The 19,358-nt window shown below is 44.3% G+C and carries 21 protein-coding genes; 12 read left to right on the top strand and 9 right to left on the bottom strand.

Annotated features, from left to right (window positions below; genetic code table 11):
- Positions 1 to 7: 7 nt before the first annotated feature.
- Together hemF and IQ457_RS06300 are read left to right on the top strand one after the other, a co-directional pair.
- Complete coding sequence (hemF, locus tag IQ457_RS06305; RefSeq protein WP_200662502.1) at positions 8 to 1,015, top strand: oxygen-dependent coproporphyrinogen oxidase; 1,008 nt, start codon at positions 8 to 10, stop codon at positions 1,013 to 1,015.
- A 503-nt stretch (positions 1,016 to 1,518) separates the two neighbouring features.
- Positions 1,519 to 1,989, top strand: a complete 471-nt coding sequence (locus IQ457_RS06300; protein ID WP_200662501.1) for a c-type cytochrome — start codon at positions 1,519 to 1,521, stop codon at positions 1,987 to 1,989.
- Between the two features lie 77 nt (positions 1,990 to 2,066).
- Here the strand turns inward: IQ457_RS06300 and gloA are convergent, their stop codons facing one another.
- Both gloA and IQ457_RS06290 read right to left on the bottom strand, forming a co-directional pair.
- The gene (gene gloA / locus IQ457_RS06295) at positions 2,067 to 2,636 is read right to left on the bottom strand and encodes a lactoylglutathione lyase (protein ID WP_200662500.1); all 570 of its coding nucleotides are present in this window, start codon (positions 2,634 to 2,636) and stop codon (positions 2,067 to 2,069) included.
- Between the two features lie 132 nt (positions 2,637 to 2,768).
- Positions 2,769 to 3,407, bottom strand: a complete 639-nt coding sequence (locus IQ457_RS06290; RefSeq protein WP_068406318.1) for a carbonic anhydrase — start codon at positions 3,405 to 3,407, stop codon at positions 2,769 to 2,771.
- Positions 3,408 to 3,871: 464 nt separating this feature from the next.
- Here IQ457_RS06290 and potA point away from each other — a divergent pair, with 464 nt between their 5' ends.
- The 4 genes from potA (at position 3,872) to IQ457_RS06270 (ending at position 7,920) form a co-directional block, all read left to right on the top strand.
- Positions 3,872 to 5,146 (top strand): spermidine/putrescine ABC transporter ATP-binding protein PotA, encoded by a 1,275-nt coding sequence (potA, locus tag IQ457_RS06285; RefSeq protein WP_144297835.1) that lies wholly within the window; start codon positions 3,872 to 3,874, stop codon positions 5,144 to 5,146.
- Positions 5,146 to 6,054, top strand: a complete 909-nt coding sequence (gene potB, locus IQ457_RS06280) for a spermidine/putrescine ABC transporter permease PotB (protein ID WP_198328838.1) — start codon at positions 5,146 to 5,148, stop codon at positions 6,052 to 6,054. The genes potA and potB overlap by 1 nt, the downstream gene beginning before the upstream one ends.
- The gene (gene potC, locus IQ457_RS06275; RefSeq protein WP_207161704.1) at positions 6,054 to 6,911 is read left to right on the top strand and encodes a spermidine/putrescine ABC transporter permease PotC; all 858 of its coding nucleotides are present in this window, start codon (positions 6,054 to 6,056) and stop codon (positions 6,909 to 6,911) included. Before potB ends, potC begins: the two co-directional genes overlap by 1 nt.
- Before the next feature lie 118 nt (positions 6,912 to 7,029).
- The gene (locus IQ457_RS06270) at positions 7,030 to 7,920 is read left to right on the top strand and encodes a LysR family transcriptional regulator (RefSeq protein ID WP_200662499.1); all 891 of its coding nucleotides are present in this window, start codon (positions 7,030 to 7,032) and stop codon (positions 7,918 to 7,920) included.
- Positions 7,921 to 8,003: 83 nt separating this feature from the next.
- Here IQ457_RS06270 and IQ457_RS06265 read toward each other — a convergent pair whose 3' ends face one another.
- From IQ457_RS06265 to IQ457_RS06250, 4 genes are all read right to left on the bottom strand, one after another.
- Positions 8,004 to 8,375, bottom strand: a complete 372-nt coding sequence (locus tag IQ457_RS06265) for a CrcB family protein (protein ID WP_200662498.1) — start codon at positions 8,373 to 8,375, stop codon at positions 8,004 to 8,006.
- A gap of 51 nt (positions 8,376 to 8,426) precedes the next feature.
- The gene (gene tsaD, locus IQ457_RS06260; RefSeq protein ID WP_200662497.1) at positions 8,427 to 9,467 is read right to left on the bottom strand and encodes a tRNA (adenosine(37)-N6)-threonylcarbamoyltransferase complex transferase subunit TsaD; all 1,041 of its coding nucleotides are present in this window, start codon (positions 9,465 to 9,467) and stop codon (positions 8,427 to 8,429) included.
- A gap of 94 nt (positions 9,468 to 9,561) precedes the next feature.
- Positions 9,562 to 10,089, bottom strand: coding sequence for a c-type cytochrome (locus tag IQ457_RS06255; protein ID WP_068406307.1), 528 nt, complete (start codon positions 10,087 to 10,089; stop codon positions 9,562 to 9,564).
- A 144-nt stretch (positions 10,090 to 10,233) separates the two neighbouring features.
- On the bottom strand, positions 10,234 to 10,674 hold the full coding sequence (locus IQ457_RS06250) for a hypothetical protein (protein WP_200662496.1): 441 nt from the start codon (positions 10,672 to 10,674) through the stop codon (positions 10,234 to 10,236).
- 505 nt (positions 10,675 to 11,179) lie between these two features.
- Between IQ457_RS06250 and rpsU the strand changes: the two genes are divergently transcribed.
- Both rpsU and IQ457_RS06240 read left to right on the top strand, forming a co-directional pair.
- The gene (gene rpsU / locus IQ457_RS06245; RefSeq protein WP_010195908.1) at positions 11,180 to 11,395 is read left to right on the top strand and encodes a 30S ribosomal protein S21; all 216 of its coding nucleotides are present in this window, start codon (positions 11,180 to 11,182) and stop codon (positions 11,393 to 11,395) included.
- 174 nt (positions 11,396 to 11,569) lie between these two features.
- On the top strand, positions 11,570 to 12,019 hold the full coding sequence (locus IQ457_RS06240; RefSeq protein WP_068406303.1) for a GatB/YqeY domain-containing protein: 450 nt from the start codon (positions 11,570 to 11,572) through the stop codon (positions 12,017 to 12,019).
- 62 nt (positions 12,020 to 12,081) lie between these two features.
- Here the strand turns inward: IQ457_RS06240 and IQ457_RS06235 are convergent, their stop codons facing one another.
- On the bottom strand, positions 12,082 to 13,653 hold the full coding sequence (locus tag IQ457_RS06235; protein ID WP_242465369.1) for a M48 family metallopeptidase: 1,572 nt from the start codon (positions 13,651 to 13,653) through the stop codon (positions 12,082 to 12,084).
- Between the two features lie 454 nt (positions 13,654 to 14,107).
- Between IQ457_RS06235 and IQ457_RS06230 the strand changes: the two genes are divergently transcribed.
- The 4 genes from IQ457_RS06230 to thiS all read left to right on the top strand — a co-directional run bounded on the left by IQ457_RS06230 (position 14,108) and on the right by thiS (position 16,396).
- Complete coding sequence (locus IQ457_RS06230) at positions 14,108 to 14,590, top strand: sulfurtransferase TusA family protein (protein WP_200662495.1); 483 nt, start codon at positions 14,108 to 14,110, stop codon at positions 14,588 to 14,590.
- 240 nt (positions 14,591 to 14,830) lie between these two features.
- Positions 14,831 to 15,694 carry an RNA polymerase sigma factor RpoH gene (gene rpoH, locus IQ457_RS06225; protein ID WP_197488882.1) on the top strand — a complete coding sequence of 288 codons (864 nt, stop codon included), beginning with the start codon at positions 14,831 to 14,833 and terminating at the stop codon, positions 15,692 to 15,694.
- 63 nt (positions 15,695 to 15,757) lie between these two features.
- Entirely contained in the window at positions 15,758 to 16,129 is a 372-nt protein-coding gene (locus tag IQ457_RS06220; protein WP_068406292.1) for a DUF423 domain-containing protein, read from the top strand.
- A 66-nt stretch (positions 16,130 to 16,195) separates the two neighbouring features.
- On the top strand, positions 16,196 to 16,396 hold the full coding sequence (thiS, locus tag IQ457_RS06215) for a sulfur carrier protein ThiS (protein WP_102077024.1): 201 nt from the start codon (positions 16,196 to 16,198) through the stop codon (positions 16,394 to 16,396).
- Positions 16,397 to 16,685: 289 nt separating this feature from the next.
- Here thiS and hpf read toward each other — a convergent pair whose 3' ends face one another.
- Complete coding sequence (gene hpf / locus IQ457_RS06210) at positions 16,686 to 17,066, bottom strand: ribosome hibernation-promoting factor, HPF/YfiA family (protein WP_102077023.1); 381 nt, start codon at positions 17,064 to 17,066, stop codon at positions 16,686 to 16,688.
- A 430-nt stretch (positions 17,067 to 17,496) separates the two neighbouring features.
- Positions 17,497 to 19,185, bottom strand: coding sequence for an RNA polymerase factor sigma-54 (locus IQ457_RS06205; RefSeq protein WP_191690112.1), 1,689 nt, complete (start codon positions 19,183 to 19,185; stop codon positions 17,497 to 17,499).
- Positions 19,186 to 19,358 lie beyond the last annotated feature (173 nt).

Here is a 19,358-nt window from a genome sequence, read left to right as displayed (position 1 = left end):
ATATTTTATGACCGTACCAAATATAGATAATCATGACAATTTGCCAGAGACCAATTCTGCCGTGACGCCAACCCACAATGACATCACGCGCGTGCGTGAGTTTTTGGTGGATCTGCAAGCGCGTATCTGTCAAGCCTTAGAAGCGCAAGAGCGCGACGGCAGCAGCAATGATCAGCCGGCAACCTTTGTGCCTGACGATTGGGAACGTCCTGAGGGCGGCGGCGGCCGTTCTTGCGTGCTCGCAGGTGGTGAAGTGATTGAAAAAGCGGGCGTGATGTTTAGCCATATTCATGTGCATAACCTACCCGCTTCCGCAACTGCGCGGCATCCTGATATCGCTGGCCGTAAAGCGCAAGCGATGGGCGTTTCATTGGTAGTGCATCCTAAAAACCCCAATGTGCCAACCAGCCATGCCAACGTGCGTTTATTCGTTGCTGAAGCCGAGGGCGAGGACCCGATTTGGTGGTTTGGTGGCGGTTTTGATTTAACGCCGTTTTATCCGGTGCTTGCTGACTGCGTACATTGGCATCAGGTTTGTCACGACCTATGCGCGCCGTTTGGCGACAGCGTCTATCCTGACTTTAAACAATGGTGTGACGAATACTTCCATCTGCGCCATCGCGATGAGCAGCGCGGTATCGGCGGCCTATTTTATGACGACGTCAATACTGAGAGCCGCGGTTGGGATTTTGATACCTGCTTTAAATTTATGCAAGCGGTCGGTAATGGTTATCTTGAAGGGATTTTGCCAATTTTTGAGCAGCGTAAAAACACCCCTTATACCGAAGCACAACGTGAATTTCAGCTCTATCGCCGCGGACGCTACGTCGAATACAACCTTGTTTATGACCGTGGTACCCTATTTGGGCTACAAAGTAATGGACGCATTGAGTCCATCTTAGTCAGTATGCCGCCGCTTGCCAGCTGGCATTATCGCTTTGAACCTGCCCCCGGGACGCCTGAGTTTGAATTGACCGATTTTTATCTAAAACCGCGTGATTGGTTGACTTTATAGTCGTCATTGGCATAATAAGCCGCAGACAGCGTTTTGGTTCTTGGATAAACAGCCTATTTGCTCTCTTTAAAATTTCAGAAAAACACTATCAAGGTCAGCGTTACTGCTGACCTTTATTATTTACTATTTTTTATTTGAGAGCAGCCTAAGAGCAGCTAAACTGTTAAACGGGGCATTTTGACTTTTAGCTTATAAAACGCGCTTTGGCGAACATTCATAGCTGATTAAAATGCCATTACAAAAATGACATTACAAAAAGGTACTTTATTATCCTACTTTATTTTAGCCTGTTGAGGTTTAATTAATAGCAGTATGGGTTTAAAGCGTTATAGATTTAAAGTCATGTTGGTTTAACAGGCTATATGGTAAAAGACCAGAACTTAGCTGTCTTTAACATTTAGAACAACCACATAATATTCAATTCATAGTAGCAATATAACAGGTGGCGAGCATGCAAGTGCTTCGGCACCTTTTTATTAGCCACGTATAAAGGAGCAATACAGATGGCACAGGTTTCCAATAATAAATCATTCAAGTCTATCGTCGGCGTAACGTTGATAGCAGCCGCCTTAGGTCTAACGGCTTGTAGTACGTCAGTTGACCCTGACGTCAAAGCGCGTCAAGACACCATGAAAAGCTGGGGCGATGCGATGGGTATCATGGGTGATATGGCTGAAGCGCCAGATACCTTTGATGCCGAAGTTTTTAAAGAGCAAGCAGCATTTTTAGCAAAAGACTCTGCCAATCCTTGGAGCCACTTTGAAAACCAAGAAGCCACAGGTAATGCTACTGAAGCGGTTTGGAGCAACGTTGATGGTTTCCGCGCTGAAGCTGATGACTTCCAAAAAGCCACTGCTAACTTGAATGCAGCAGCACAAAATGCAACCAGTGTCGATCAAGTTTTGCCTGCGCTTGGGCAAGTCGGTGACAGCTGTAAATCATGCCATACCGATTTTAAAGTGAAAAAAGACTAATGAGTATTCGCTTTCAGATACAAAAAAGCCGCTACTGTTAATATAGCGGCTTTTTTATTGGTTAAAGAGTAACTTATTTAACCCATTAAGTCGGCTTGGACGATTTCAATCCAGTAACCGTCAACGTCTTTGATAAAGGCGATATTTTTCATACTGCCGTCTTCTGGACGTTTTTTAAACTCGACGTTGTTTTGATCAAACCAAGCAACCGCTTCGTCAAGACTTGGCACACTAAAGCAGATATGACCAAAGCCTTGTGGTTCACCATTACCATCATGATAACTAAAGTTCGCTTGGGTTTCGGTACCGTAGTTATGAGTCAGCTCTAAAATACCGCGCTGACGGAAGGCGAAAATTTCTAAATCGTCACCCGCTGGCAGATTTTCCCGCTCGCTGTCAGTCAACTTGGCTAAAAAATATAAATCAAAACCCATCGCAGGGAATTTTTTTACCGCCAGTAACGTCATGCCTAAAATCCCCGTATAAAAGGCCAACGATTTGGCAGGGTCTTTGACGCGTAGCATGGTGTGGTTAAAAGTATAACCTGCTGTCTGTGCTGAAATCGGCTGCACACCTTCTGCTTTTACGCTGCTCTCAGGCTGAGCGATACTGTCTTTATTAGCATCTAAATTTTTTAAATCCGTCATAATTTTTCCCATATATAAGTGTTTTTAATTATCCCTTATTAATCGTTAACGTTAATAGCGGATACCTTCATAATTCATTCGTCGCCACTATTTTAGTCGTTAAATGATAATAAATTTAATAGTAAACAACGATTAAGTATCTAAAAAGCGTACTTTTCCAGTCTCTAAATTATACTCAGCGCCAACGACGAGTAGCTGGCCGCTACTGGTTAAGTCTTCTAGCGCGCGCGAACCGTGCTTTAATTGGCTAACCGACATGCGTACATTGGCACGAATAGAACGATCGACCAATTCATCCGCATCGACATCTTGTCCGTTGGCCGTTGCCAGCTCATGTAAGTTATAGACACTTGGGCGAATACGATCGACGATTGATTGTAAATTTGGCGAATAGTTTTGCTCAGGATTGATCAGCGCATCGACGCAAGCGGTCACCGCTCCGCAATGCGAATGCCCAAGCACTACCACCAGTTTGGTGCCAAATTTTTCTGCCGCAAATTCAATCGAACCGATTTGAGATGGCGCAACCACATTACCCGCCACGCGTATGACAAACAAATCGCCCAAACCTTGGTCAAACACAATCTCAACTGGGACACGGGCGTCCGAGCAACCCAAAATAATCGCTAATGGATCTTGGTCACTGATCAGCTCAGGACGTTTTTGCATGCAAGGGTCAGTGCTGGTCAGACTTTCTACGTAGCGTACATTACCTTCTTTGAGTAGTGCCAGTGCTTCTTGTCCGGTTTTTGGGCGGTTACTGTTAGGCATAAGGGGTCCTTGTTTATCAAAATGGTTTAAATTATAAATTGCGCTAGCATTCTGTTTTCTACTTTAAGATACAGCTTTCAGCTATGCTTATTTTTTAAGCCTATCTCTTAAACTTAGCCGTTTGCTATTGCAAATATCCTTGTATGTGGCATACATAAAATTATTGTAGCGCAAGCAAGGCAAAAAAATGGTAAAAATTCTTTATTGTAAGATGGCAGCATTGCAAGCCAAAGTATTTCAAGACAAGAAATTTGCAGCCAAGCATTTAGCTCATTATTTTTTTAACAACCTAAACCAACCAATAACGAACTTGCACTGACTTATAACAAGGGTTTGTTATAATACCCAGCAACCAGATTGTATATATAGCCAACGCTTATCGCCAGACTTAACAACATGCAAATTGCTGCCAGTATCTACTATTTTAGTGCTGCTGCGCATTTGGTGTTTTAGGAATCAACCTTATGACCGAAACGAATGTAAACCTGCAAACCGCACCTTTGTCGCCTAATAGTGACAAGGCGCTGCTGCAACTGACTGGTCTCCAAAAAATTTATGATCAAACCGAAGTGTTAAAGGATATTAACCTTGATATTGAACATGGCGAATTTATCACCTTGCTTGGGCCATCAGGCTGCGGTAAGACGACTTTGCTGCGATTAATTGCGGGTTTTGAGCAGCCAAATGCAGGGGCGATTTATCTTGATGGCATGCAAATGGCAGGCTTGCCAGCGGATAAGCGTCCGGTCAATACTGTGTTTCAGCAATATGCGTTATTTCCACATATGACGGTGGCGCAAAACGTCGCTTATGGGCTTAAACTCAAAAAAGTGCCAAAAGATGAGATACAAACGCGGGTACGTGAGATGCTGGCGATGGTACAACTTGAACACCTTGCCAATCGCAAACCACAAGATTTATCCGGTGGTCAGCAGCAGCGGGTGGCGATTGCACGTGCGGTGATCAATCGTCCTAAGCTATTATTGCTCGACGAGCCCTTATCGGCGCTCGACCATAAATTGCGTTTGCAAATGCAATCTGAGCTTAAACGTCTACAACGTGAGCTTGGCATTACCTTTGTCTTTGTCACCCACGATCAAGAAGAAGCGCTGTCGATGTCGGATCGCATTGCGGTAATGAAAGACGGCAGATTTCAGCAAATTGGTACGCCCATCGAGATTTATGAAACCCCTGCCAATCTCTTTACCGCCAAATTTATCGGTGAAACCAACTTGTTTAAAGCGGAAGTCAAAGGCGTTTACCCTGAGCAGCCCGATCGTGATGGGCGCGTGACCAATGGCCGTATTGAGGTCGAGGTCTGCGAAGCACAAGCGCAAGAGGGGCCGACGACCTTACGCAATCTGCGCCGCCCTGACTTTGCCAATGACGTGCAAGTTGGTGATATCGTTAACTTACTATTGCGCCCTGAAGATTTACGCATTTATGACCCCAATGATAAAGAACATGGCGGCTTACTGGGGCGGGTGATTGAAAGTAATTATAAAGGCAGTACCTTAGACTCGATTATTGAGCTAACCAACGGCCATATTATTAAAGCCTCGGAGTTCTTTGATGAAGACGACCCAAGTTTTGATTATAAGCTTAACGAAGGCGTTAAAGTATCGTGGGTCGATGGCTGGGAATGGGTGTTGCCAGAAGAAGATACGCTTGCTAGCGGCATTGATAACGGGATAAACAATAGCCCTAGTAAATTAGCTGCCCAAAAGGATATCAGCTAATGGCGCGTCCTAACGTAGGTAATAAAAAATCAAGTCATAAAAACTTGAGCAATAAAAGCCCTTTTCGTACCGCAACGCTATGGCTAATTTGGGGTTGGCTGCTCATCTTTGCGCTATTGCCAAATATACTGGTGATTGCCGTCAGCTTTTTGACCCGTGATAGCACCGCTTTTATTAGTTTACCGGTCACTCTCGACAGTTACGTGCGCATGATTGACCCGCTTTATTTTGATGTCTTTGTGCATTCATTATGGATGGCGGGCATTACCACAGTCATTTGCTTATTACTTGGCTATCCCTTTGCTTGGTTTGTTTCTCGAGTGGATAAACGCTGGCAGCCACTATTGATGCTTATGCTGATATTGCCATTTTGGACCAACTCTTTGGTGCGGACTTATGCGCTAAAACTATTATTTGCCAGCAATGGTTTGATTAATAAATCCTTATTAACACTTGGTATTATCGATGCGCCCATTGATATTCTATATACCCAAGGCGCGGTTATTGCCGGTTTAACCTATTTGTTATTTCCCTTTATGGTGCTGCCACTGTATGCGGTATTCAGTGATTTGCGTAATGATATGCTGCTTGCCTCGCAAGATTTGGGTGCTTCAAAGCGCCAAACCTTTTGGCACGTGGTATTACCCTTAACCACACCGGGGATTATCTCCGGGGTGCTGTTGGTACTACTACCAGCGATGGGGATGTTTTATGTCGCCGATATCTTGGGCGGCTCACGTAACTTACTCGTTGGTAATATTATCAAAAACCAGTTTTTAGATGCGCGTGATTGGCCGTTTGGTGCCGCCGCCAGTGTGCTATTGACCCTTGCGATGGCGGTATTATTACTCGCTTATCGCGCCAGTAGCCGCCGTATTGGCAAGACTGACTTTAACGAGGTGGCTTAATGTCTGGTAATTCATCTAATAACTCGTCAATCAATAGCTCACCAACAAATAACGCACCCATAAAAACCAAACGCCCTATCAAGCCATCTAGTATCGGCAGTATCGCCGCCAAAGGCTATCTTAGTCTGATTTATATTTTATTATATCTGCCCATCATCGTTTTGGTGGTGATGTCATTTAATAAATCAAAAATTGGTTATAACTGGGGCGGCTTTAGTTTAAAGTGGTACGAGTCGCTACTGAATAATCAGGCGATGCTTGATGCCTTTTGGCACTCTATTGTTTTAGGCTTGGTTGCGGCTACGGTTTCGACCGTTATCGGTACATTAACGGCGCTTGCGCTACATCGTTATGACTTTCGCGGTAAAGGGCTGCTCAATGGCCTGTTATTTGTGCTGATGATGTCACCTGAAATTGTCCTAGCGATATCGCTATTGGCGCTGTTTTTATTAATCGGATTGCAGCTTGGCTTTGTCTCGCTATTACTAGCGCACATTACCTTTTGCTTGCCGTTTGTCGTTATCACTGTCTTTGCGCGTTTAAGCAGTTTAGACGAGCGTTTGATGGAAGCGGCGCGAGATTTAGGTGCTAGCGAATCAACGATGGTTCGTACGGTGTTGATTCCAGTAATTTTCCCTGCGGTGATGGCTGGTTGGCTACTTGCCTTTACCTTATCGCTTGATGATGTGGTGGTATCGACCTTTGTGACCGGCCCTAGCTATGAGATTTTACCGCTCCGTATTTATTCTATGGTGCGCGTGGGACTTAAACCTGAGGTCAACGCGATTGGGACAATTTTACTCGTCGCTTCCTTAGTTTTAGTGGTTATCTCGCAATTACTGCTGCGTCGGCGCTAGTTTTAATTTTTACGGTAAAATAATGGCAATGTAATTTTAGGCAAAAAGCGCCTATGATTTTCCAAGATTATAAACACCTATTTTCCTATTTCTTTAACGTCAGTGGTTAGGTTATTTTATGCTAGAGCTTCGTCATCTTAATACGCTAACTGCGCTGCGAGCCCATGGATCATTGGCCGCTGCTGCCGATGAGCTGCATGTCACCGCCTCTGCGGTCTCGCATCAGTTAAAAGAGTTAGAGAATTACTACGATATTAGCTTGGTCAATCGGCGCACGCGTCCGCTGACCTTTACGCCAGCGGGCAAAACGGTACTGGCGCTGGCAGACAGTATCATGCCGCAGGTCACACGCACCAAAGCCAATTTAAAACGCTTAGCTCATGGTCAAGCGGGTCGATTGCGCTTAGCGTCAGAATGTCATAGCTGCTTTGATTGGCTGATGCCCATTCTCAATCATTATCGCCGCGAATGGTCAGATGTTGAGCTGGATTTTGCCACCGGTTTTGAGCCTGAGCCGCATCATTTACTGCAAGAAGGTGATATCGATTTATTGATTACCACCAGTAATTTACCAATAGAAGGTATCAGCTATCAGCCATTGTTTGAGTACGAGAGCCGTTTGGTGCTGTCGCCGACTCACGACTTGGCTGAGCAACCATTTATTCATGCTCAAGACTTGGTTGCTGAAACGTTGATTGCCTATCCGGTGGAAGCTAAGCGCCTCGATATCATTGCCAATTTTATGACCCCAGAAGCGGTCAGTTTTAAAGCGATTCGTACCACCGAGCTCACGGCGATGCTAATTCAATTGGTGGCAAGTGAACGCGGGGTGGCGGCACTGCCTGATTGGGTGGTAAGCGAGTATGAAAAAAAAGGCTGGGTGGTTTCGCGGCCGCTCGGTAAAGGCGTTTACTGCCAACTTTATGCGGCGACGCGCACCGCAAGCCAAGATATTGCTTATATGCAAGGGTTTGCCAGTCTATTAGAAGGGATTGTAAAACCGGTATAGCTAGTGCTTTTTTTAAAAAGTTGTTTAAAAAAGAGCCGTATTAAACGTTAATATGGCTCTTTTTTATTGCTGAGTTTTTATTATTACAAAATCAATTTAAACAAATAAAAGCCAATTGCCGTTGCTAATAACGTCAGCCCCACATGTAACCCAATCAGTCCTAAACCCGCAAGCAGTTTTCCGTTATGGATAAAGGTAAATACTTCAGCACTAAAGGTACTAAAAGTCGTCAGTCCGCCCAAAAAACCAGTTATGACAAACAACCTGACATTGGGAGACAAGTCGCTACCCATACGCTCAAACAAAACTAATGCTAATCCTATTAAAAGTCCACCTAAGACATTGGCGCCAAGCGTACCAAGCGGTATCCAGTGATGCAGCGGATTAAAACGCGCCAGCCAGCCGCGCAGGCAAGCACCAATAGCAGCACCTAATCCAATTGCAAGCCACTGCATAAGCTATCCTTGAGTAAGATAAAGTTTAATAGGTTAAGTATAAGATAGCATTTATAATAGCGCAGGCAGCTCGGTCATCGGCCAACGCGGGACGCAGCTAACAGCCAAATCATCTGCTTGACCGGCTTGCAAACGCTCGTAACCGGCATAAGCAATCATTGCTCCATTATCGGTACATAAGGCTGGCGGCGCATAATGAACGCTAGCATTGATTTTAGCAAGCTCGCGCTCTAATGTCTCACGCAAATGGCTATTGGCACTGACGCCGCCAGCTATCACCAAGCGGCTCATCTCGACTTGTTTCAGTGCCTTGACGCATTTTTTCACCAAGGTATCAACTACTGCATGTTGAAAGCTTGCCGCAATATCGGCGCGCACTTTTGGATCGCTGTCGGAGCCATCAGTGTCCTTGATAAGATTATGCACCGCCGTTTTCATACCGCTGAAGGAAAAATCTAAACCGCGATGTAGCATCGGGCGCGGTAAGTCATAGGCATTTTGATTGCCATTTTCTGCCAATTTGGCAATATTTGGTCCACCAGGGTATGGCAGACCAAGCATTTTAGCCGCTTTATCAAAACATTCACCCGCCGCGTCATCGATAGACTCACCAAGGATTTCATATTGCCCGATACCATATGCGGCAATCAGCAAAGTATGACCACCAGAAACCAGTAAGGAGACAAATGGAAACGCTGGCGGATTCGCTCCCATCAAAGGCGCTAACAGGTGTCCTTCCATATGGTGAACGCCAATCGCTGGCACATCCAAGCCATAAGCCAAGCTACGTCCAAATAATGCGCCCGTCATCAGCGCCCCTATAAGTCCCGGCCCTTTGGTATAAGCAATCGCATCAATCTCATTTTTAGTGATATCGCACTGCTCTAGCAATTCGTTAAATAAAGGCACTAGCTTACGAATATGGTCGCGGCTGGCAAGCTCAGGCACTACTCCGCCATAAAGTGCGTGCAGCTCTATCTGTGAATACAGCACTTGCCCAAGCAAGCCTTTATTATTGCTATCTATCTGCTCGCTATCAAAAATCGCCAGACCTGTTTCATCACAGGAGGTCTCTAAACCCAATACTTTCATCTATGTGCCTTTATATTTGCTTTGTAGCATTAATAAAAAACCGCCACTGTTAGCTTACAATGGCGGTCATTCTAGCAAATTTCAATACGTAATATTAGCGAGCGGCAGCAACCATATAATCAACTGCGGCATGAACTTGTGCTTCAGTGACGTCTCCAACCGCTTGCGCAGGCATTTTATTAAAGCCTTTAGCAGAATGCATGTGTAACGTTTCTATGTCTTTGGCAAGGTGCGGTGCCCAAGCTTCTTTATCACCAAATTTCGGTGCGTCAAGCAAACCATTCTCATGGCAAACTTTACACTGCTTTTCGTACAGCTGAGCACCAGCATCGGCCGCCAACACTTCTGGTTCAGCAGCAGCTTCAGGTTCAGCCTCTACGACAGGTACTTCCGTAGGCTCTGCTTCAACCGCAGGCTCAGGGGTGACCACTTCGGTTTCTGTTACAGGCGCTTCAGGTTCTATAGCCACCGTTTCAGTTTCATTGGTAGTAGCTGGCTCTTCAGCCGCTGTATTGTCGCCGCCACTACAAGCGCTCAATGCCAAAAGTGCACTCAAGCTTAGGCTTGTGAGCGCCAATTTAGCAACGGATTTTTTCTTCATTGTATTTTGCTGCATAGTCATAGTTAATCCTTCATCTATAGTTTGTTAATATAAACTTAAATATCGTAGCTGGCATATTAATAGTCATCGCTGGCAATGATGAATCGCTATTATGAAATGAGCATGCGGCTTACTTACTTAATTACTCATAGCTACTAAATACTATTAGTTCGTTGCAGGCTCAGTCGTATCAGTAGTCGTATCAGTAGTCGTAGCGGCCGCATCGGTATTTGTCGCCGTGGCACTATCAGTAGTAGCCGCTTCTGTATCAGTGTTTGTAGTAGCCGTATCTCCTGCCGCATCTGTCGCTGCGCCATCTTCTGCTACTGCAGTGTCAGTACCCGTAGCACCCTCTTCTGTCCCTTCTGCCGTGTCAGCAGCAGGCATCGGCGCTGTTTCTGGGAAGTCCATATCTTCTGCTTCAGGTGCGTTTGCACGTGCAAGTTCTGAAGCTTCATCGACTTTATCTTTTGCTAAGACTTCACCTGATTCAGTGCCCGCTTCTTCCTTGTCACTGCTACAAGCACTTAGACTGACGCCCATCGTCAGAAACAATGTCGCCCACAATACAGTACCAATCGTTGTTTTCTTCATGCCATTTTTCATTCAAAGATCCTCAAAATAATAGCTATAAAAGCCTTGTAACGTCTATCTAGGCATATTTTTAAGCGTCTAGTTTCAATAGCTAAATCTTGAAATTTAAAGCAGCTTAAATATGAGCGACAGACTGAGTATAGTATAGGATAGGATACCATAGACTCCATATAAGCCGTTATTGCTAAACAGCTGTTTTGTCCACTATTTATTGATTATTTGTTAAAAGATTATTAAAAATATTAACACTCACGCCTTCGGTTAAATCTTATTATATTTGTACGGTGTAATTAAATTTTATTGTCTATTATTTGACCTCTATTTAAGCCCTTATCTTACATAAATACGCTAAAGCCTTTGACTTTACTGCAGTTTTTGATTAAAATAAGCGCCCTTGTGCTAGTGCGCAAGACTATCCTAGTTTGAGCTGATGCCGATAATCTTGAGATATTACGGCTAAATACTAATACACAGCCAAACTAATGCCCTTATATCTCATCCTAATCAAGGAGATTTCATGCCTGCAGTTAAGGTTAAAGAAAACGAACCAGTTGACATCGCTATCCGTCGTTTCAAACGTGCTTGTGAAAAAGCCGGCGTTCTATCAGACGTACGTAAGCGTGAATTTTATGAAAAACCAACGCAAGTACGCAAGCGCAAAAAAGCCGCTGCTGTAAAGCGTTATAAGAAAAAATTACAACGCGAAACTATTCGTACCACTCGTATGTACTAATCACTAATACGATTAGCTACCTACCAGCGCTACACTAACGCCACTGTTATCGATGAATAACAGTGGCGTTTTTTATGCTACAATTTTTGTTATTGCTGCTGATAAATGCTCAGCAGATTTTTATTTAACACTTACCAAAAACTATTTTACCCATACTTATAAGGAATAATAACAATGAGCCAACTTAAACAGACGTTATCTGACACCATCAAAACCTCTATGAAAGCGCGCGAGCTTGAACGCGTCAAAGTGTTGCGCAACGTCCAATCTGTGGTCAAGCAGATTGAGATTGATCGCCAAACCGAGCTTGATGATGCGCAAGTGTTAGAAGTGCTACAAAAGCAGCTCAAACAGCGTCATGAGTCCTTGTCTATCTTTACCGAAAATGGCCGCGATGATTTGGCCAGTAAAGAGCAGTTCGAGATTGATATTATTAATGAGTTTATGCCAAAACAAATGGATGATGCCGAGCTTGCCGCTTTGGTCAATGCCGAAATCAAAGAGCAAGGCGCCACCTCAATGCGCGATATGGGCAGCGTGATGGGGGTGTTAAAGAATAAAACCGCAGGCCGTGCTGACCCTGCATTAATCTCTAAATTGGTAAAAGATGCTCTGCAAGGTTAAGTGAAGTTAAAAAAGTTATATATTCTTAATCTGCGTATCGACCCAAGCTAGCAAACAACCGCCTAAGGCTTAAAGTCTTTGGCGGTTTTTACTGCTTTGATTTCAGCATTGATATTGGCAAGTAACGGTCGGGCACTGCTCGCTTGCGCGGTTTTTTGCATTTGCTCAGTCAATTGCTTGGCTTGCGTTAAGGAAGTCAGCGCACGCTCATAGCGTCCACTCCACAGCTGGTCGTGACTGCGGTAGCGTAGCGCATTGATGGTGGCGATTTTTGCCAGTTGCGGCGACTCGGTAGTTTTGGCGATTTTTTCATTGGCCAATTGCAAGCTTTGCCACGCATAGCGGTCGCTTGGCTGCTGCTCGGTCAGTGGCTTAAGCAGTGCTTGCGCCTTGGCTGGCTGATTGCTATTGGTCAGTGCTTCCGCTAAATAAAGACGCAAGTCGCGGCGTTCAGGATATAAGCGCTGCTGACTCTCAAGCAGTTCAGCCGCTTGTTGCCATTTATTCTGCTCAGTGAGAATTTGACTTTGGGTTATGGACAATAAGGGTTCCAATACTTGCCGCTGGGCTGCGGGTAGCGCTGACAGCTCCGTATATATCTCATTGGCCTCGCCAAAACGCTGCTGCTCGCCATACCAATACATCAGCGCCAATTTTGCGCCAACGCTATTTTTAGCAGCGGTCGTCAACGCGGTTTCAGAGACATGCTCGCCGGTGCTTTGCGTGCGCCAATAGAGCAAATCAAACAACGCTTGATGGCGCTGCTGCTTGGATAATGGCAATGAAGCATAACGCTGAGCGCGGCTTTGCGACTCGCTTAAACGCTCGTTACTCAAAGGATGCGAGCGTACAAAACTGGGCAGGAATTGATTGGCGGTTTGGTTCAGCTGACTTTTTTGATTCATCGTCGCAAAAAAACGCGGCATCGCGCGTGGATCATAACCCGCTTGATTCATGATTTGCATACCAACGCGGTCGGCATCACGCTCATTATTACGGCTAAAAGCCATGCTACTATTCATGGTGGCGGTCTGACTACCCATCATTACTGCCGCTGCGGCATCACCATCGACCGCTGAAGCCGCAATTGCCGCCAGCATACCGCCTATTTGCATCAGCAAGGCTTTTTTGCGCTCATCCGCCCCGCTCTCATAATGGTGCTGGCTAATATGAGCCACCTCATGCGCGACGACGCTCGCAATCTCATCCATGCTGCTCGCCGCGAGTATCGTCCCAGTATTTAGTCCAATAACCCCGCCGGGTGCTGCAAAAGCGTTGATACTAGGATTATCAATAATAACCAAGCCGAGTGGCGCTTGCTGACGGGCTTGCGCATTAAGCCGCCACGTCATCTCTTTAATGGTTTCATAAATCCAAGGGTCATGCTCCATCTTAGCGCGGCCATTGATGTTTCTTAATGACCATTCTCCGAGCAGTTTATTTTGGTATTGCTCAGCAAAACTTAGCCCTGGCCCGCGCAAATTGGGTAAATCCAATTCGCCCGCGCCTGACGTCTGCCATGCGTCGTAAGCAAATGGCGCGGCTTGTAAGCTCGCACTATTAGCAGTGGTTGCCAATGTCAGTAATGCCGCGGATACGCCTAAATTTAGCGCAAACGCTGATCTCGATGGCAATGACTTAAACGCTGGCAGCTTATTTGACGTCTGAACAAAAACACATTTATCCAATGTGTTTATTGCTAGCTTCTTAAGCTTCGATGATCTATGAGAGAAGTACAAATGCGTGTCCTATACGAGTAATCATAACGTCTTTTTGACTATACGAGCTTGTTTATCCAAGGTCAATTGCCGTATGCGTTTGGCTACCAATAACGCCGACGCGCGTCACGATTGTGCAACATGCTTATGCAAATTTAAGGCGGAATTACGCTCTAAACCTAAACGATAAATTTACTTAATAAATCTAATATCCGTAATATGTCCTGATTGACCAATCATTGTGATAACTATATTCAACTGCAATTGAGGGAGGGCAATTTGCTATAATAATAGGTCGTGATAAAAACGTGTTAATAAGGCGCTACTCAATCTAGCATTCTCAAACATTGATACTCTAAAGGTTTATTTTATGTCTACTGATAACCAATCTGTCATTGTGCGAGACTCATATTCTATTTGTTTTGCCGAAACTGTGTCTGACGCGCAGCAGCAATCGATAACGCAGCTGCTCAATTTATTGCCGATAGATTCTTTTGACTTAGTAGAAAATTTTAACTCGACGGATAGCGCAAAGCAAAAACAGCCAATCATTATTAAAAATATGGTCGATGGACGCGGACTTGCCTGCCCTATGCCGCTATTAAAAACCAAAGTGGCGCTACGAGAAGTAGCGGTTGGTGAGTCGCTATATGTCGTTGCAACCGACCCAAACTCGCAAGCCGATATCAGCGCTTTTTGTCAGCAGAGCCAGCAAACGGGCATAGCAAATCCCTTATTATTGCTTATCAATCAAGCAACAGCGGCAAGTAGTGGAGAAAATCTAGAAGCAAAATCTAAAGATTCTATTGATACAATATATCACTTCATCATTACCAAAACTGATAGCAACTAAGCGGCGCTATCCTTTACAATTATAACTATAAGATTTTTATCTGACTCATTGCTTATCTATTTAACCAAGGTCAAGAATATGGCTAATACTTCTAATAACGCTGCAAATACCCGTAAAAAAGACAGCGCAGCACCTGAAAAAAACGAAGCACGCGATGCGGCCTTGAAAGCCGCTGCGGCGCGTCCGCCTTACGATGCGAGCGCACTTGGCGATACACGTACCCGTGACTTAGTGCCTGCTATGCCAACACATTTATCGGCGCCTGGCGTAAACTTGGGCGCTTATATTAATACCGTGCATCAAATTCCGATTTTGACACCGACTCAAGAGCAAGAACTTGCTCACCGCTATTATGATGAGGGCGATGTTGAAGCGGCGCGTCTGCTGGTTATGTCGCATTTACGCTTTGTGATTCATATTGCCCGTAGCTACTCAGGCTATGGTCTGCCGCAAGCCGATTTAATCCAAGAAGGCAACTTGGGCTTGATGAAAGCGGTTAAACGCTTTGATCCTAATAAAGGCGTGCGTTTGGTATCCTTTGCCGTGCATTGGATTAAGGCTGAGATTCACGAATTCGTTATCCGTAACTGGCGTATTGTCAAAGTTGCTACTACTAAAGCGCACCGTAAATTATTCTTTAACTTACGCAGCCTGAAAAAGACCAACAACCAATTAACGCTCGAAGAAGCCGATGCCATTGCCAACGATTTAAATGTAACACGTAAACAAGTGCTAGAAATGGAGTCACGCTTGACCTCGTATGATGCGTCGTTTGAAGCGCAATCGAGCGATGATGACGATGGTCGCTACGCGCCGCAGCTGTTTTTAGAAGATGGTATCGACCCTGCAGAGATGGTTGAAGAGGATGACTGGGAAGAGAACAACTCATCGGCTCTACTAGCAGCGATGGATACGCTAGATGATCGTTCACGCGATATCGTTGAGCAGCGCTGGCTTTCTGAGCAAAAATCAACCTTACATGAACTAGCAGCGGTTTACTCTATCTCAGCAGAGCGCGTACGCCAAATCGAAAAAAACGCCATGGATAAAATCCGTGAAGCCATGACCATCGATAGCGTTATTTTGCCCGATGATATCCAATAAGCTTTAGTTTGTTAGTTAAAACTTACCTATGATAACAATCCTATTTATAACACGAGTTTTACCATGCTAAATTGGATAAGTATCGCCGCTATTAATATGGCTATCGCCGTCGCCTTGGGCGCGTTTGGCGCTCATGGGCTTAAAAATTCGGTCAGTATCCAGCAGCTTGAATGGTGGCAGACGGCAACTCTATATTGGTTTGTACACGGGCTTGGATTATTGCTCGTTGGTATTCTTATTCGCCTTAATTATACGACCCAAACCACAGCATGGCTGCTACAAATCGGCGCACTTATTTTTGCGGGCAGTTTATATGCCATGACGCTTGGGGCACCGCGCTGGCTTGGAGCGATTACCCCTATCGGCGGTATGCTGATGATTGCCGGTTGGCTATGGCTTGCGGTCTCGACATTTCGCTTAGGCCATACTGCTTAAGTTGAATAACAAAATGGGTCAATGGATGAGTAACAAAGGATTATTAGCTTTTAGGGAGCACATATTATGAGTAATATTAGTGTTAATGGTAAAAAATTGCAGACCACGCATCAAACCGTCCAAATGGTCGTCAATGAGCTTGGACTTAGTAAAGGCCGCTATGCGGTTGAAATCGATGGTGAACTTATTCCAAAAAGTGAGCTTGACAAAATGCGTATTGTTGAAGGTATGAATATAGAAGTGGTACAAGCAGTTGGTGGTGGTTAAGCGAATATTAGCCCGCTAATTTTTTCATGGATAAAAGTTAAGCAATAAAAAAGACCTCTAACGTTCATACGTTTAGGTCTTTTTTTATTTGTCATACTTTTAATAACTAAACTCTTTTAGTGACTTAACCATATATGAAGCTACTATTATAAATATGCCTGCCCAATAAATACGCCAATTATAATAATTATCTTATAGGCTATATTTATCAAACAGTCATAATAATAAAGTCAGCTACTATGTAGATCGGTTGCTGTAGTGAATACTACTTAGAGCAGTGACGAACCCATTACATGGCAGGTGCTGCATCATCAACTGTCAGCTCTTCGTAGCGTTCATCGCGCCCTGGACCTTGAGTTTTCTTACGATCCTGACGGGTTTTATATTTACGTACTTGTCTATCAAGCTTGTCTGCCATCTCATTAATGGCTTTATACATATCGTCTTCGCAGGCTTGGACGAACATTTCTTGACCTGCAACTCGCATAATCGCTTCGGCTTTATGGGTCTTTTTCCCACCTTCACTTGAGCCGCTATTATCTAGCGATAATTTTACCTGAATACTTTGAATCTGATCGAAATGACGTTCTACTTTTACAAGCTTTTCGCGAACGGCGTTGTCCATGGCTTCGGTAACACTGATATGGTGACCACTGATAGAAACATTCATATTATCGTCCTTTTATTATTGCTTATATTATTACGTACAATCAGCAGTGAGTTAGCTTTATAGCTTTTGTCATGCTGCCTTACCAATAATTCATCCAGTACCTTTCTTATCATAAAGTTTGGCTTGTCATTTTCTATTCGCTAACTGCTTTATTCTTCTACTCCTTTATTAAAATAAAAAATTAAAATACATTTTTATCATTTGTTAAATTAACTAAATCGGCCAAACCAATACTTGGTTTTCGTTGTTGGTATGACTCTAATTTGTCATGAAAACCAAAGAGTAGCAAGCCATCAAATTGTAAGTAAATGTAATAAAAAATGATGTTTCATAAATGTTTCTATATAATCAAAAAATTTTATTTTTTATTTACGTTTGAATTGGCTTAATTCTGGCGGTATGACATTTATAAGTCGTTGAATGACAACATTTAATATTTTTGTTTGCGCTGAGTGGATGATCCGATATTCATTGCTTCACGATATTTGGCTACCGTTCGTCTGGCGATATCGATGCCTTCTGCAAATAAAAAATCTTTTATGCGGCTATCAGATAATGGCTTCTTCGGGTCTTCATCAGCGATAAGCTGTTTAATCATGGCGCTGATGGCGGTTGAAGAGATGTCACCGTCGCTACTGCTAACGTGAGATGAGAAAAAATGCTTAAGGGAAAATAATCCTTGTGGTGTCAAGATGGTTTTGCTCGTAGTCAGGCGCGAAACGGTGGATTCGTGCAAATCAACTTCTTCGGCAATCGCTTTTAAAATCAAGGGCTGCATGGCAGTGGCGCCATGTTGCAAAAACTCTTGCTGGTAGCGCACGATACTGGTTGCTACTTTTAAAAGGTTTTGATTGCGCTCTTCGATACTGCGAATAAACAGGCGCGCATCGGTGAGATTTTCGCGCAGATATTGATTGTCAGGACTGTCATCGCCACGTTTGACCAAATTGGCATATTCTTGATTGACCCGCAACTTAGGTAAAGTGTCAGGATTGAGGCGCACTTGCCAGCCGTCTATTTGCGCAGTCGTGTCGTTTCCATTTTTGTTATCAGTGGTGTGATTGCTATTGTGGCGGCGAATCGGCGTGACTAATACATCAGGAATATCGTAGCTTTCTGACGGCTGCATATAATCGGGCTGACTGCTTTGAAATAGTAGGCCGGGTGATGGATTTAACGTACGTAGCAGGTTAAGCGCGGGAGTAATTTGTTCAGGCGCGAGGCCGGTGAGTTCAGTCAAGGCTTTGATATTATTGCTGACCAAATGCTCACTGGCTGAGAGAAGCGCTTGGGCTTCTTTAAGATATTTTGTATTCGTATCAAGCTTGGACAATTGCAGCGCTAGGCACTCATTGAGGTTGCGTGCGCCAACGCCAAGCGGGTCGCACGATTGGATCATGCGCAGTACCGCCATGACCTCATCGTGCTCGACGCGCTCGTCCCATTGATAAAAGCTGGCGATGGTATCAAAGCTTTGTAACAACTCATCGATATCAAGGCGTATAAAACCCATCTCATCCATAGAATCCATGAGATATTCGGCGATAAGCGTATCTGTTTCGGAGAGGCGCTTAAAGTTCAGCTGCCAGCGTACATGGTCTTGAATGGTGGCGCTGGTACTGCCCTGATAACTATTAAAGTCCTCATTGTTGCCGTTAGCCGAATGAGCTGAAAGACTCCCTGAACCTATCGCGGCAGAGGCATAATTACCGCTGTCAAAACCGCTATAATCGTCGCCCTCCACGGCATAGTTATCGATTGCTTCATCATCAAAACTGGCTTGCTGTAATTTATCTAAGCTATCACTACTATTGTCAGAATAGTCGAAACCATCATCCAAAGAGTGGGTAGATTTAGCAAACGAATCAACGCTAGTATTTCGGTTCCAACTATCTAATGTTAACGGCTCGCCATTATGACTGTCGTAACCATCACAATCAACATAGTCATCTTCATCCTCTTCCACACGTTCTAGCAAAGGATTGCTATCAAGTTTCGCCTGCACCTCCTGCGCAAGCTCAAGACTAGAGAGCTGCAGCAATTTGATGGCTTGCTGCATTTGCGGGGTTAGCTTTTGCGAGGTATTTAGCGTGGTCGCCAATCCAAACGACATACTCATGGGTGACTGATTACCTTTCGATCGTGGTGATGCTGACTAGGTTATGCTGGTTAAAGCCTGCGCTTATTAACGCTTATCATCATTAAAAAGCGCTTTGGCCTATCAGGTCATGACGATAGCATTTTTTGCTACAATGTTGCTATGATAATTTATATTCTGTTCAGGTAAGCTAT

The organism is Psychrobacter sp. M9-54-1 (assembly GCF_016613355.1).
Classification (GTDB): Bacteria; Pseudomonadota; Gammaproteobacteria; order Pseudomonadales; family Moraxellaceae; genus Psychrobacter; species Psychrobacter faecalis.
The sequence above is the reverse complement of the archived record's forward strand: the minus strand, read 5'-3'. Positions and strand labels throughout refer to the sequence as shown.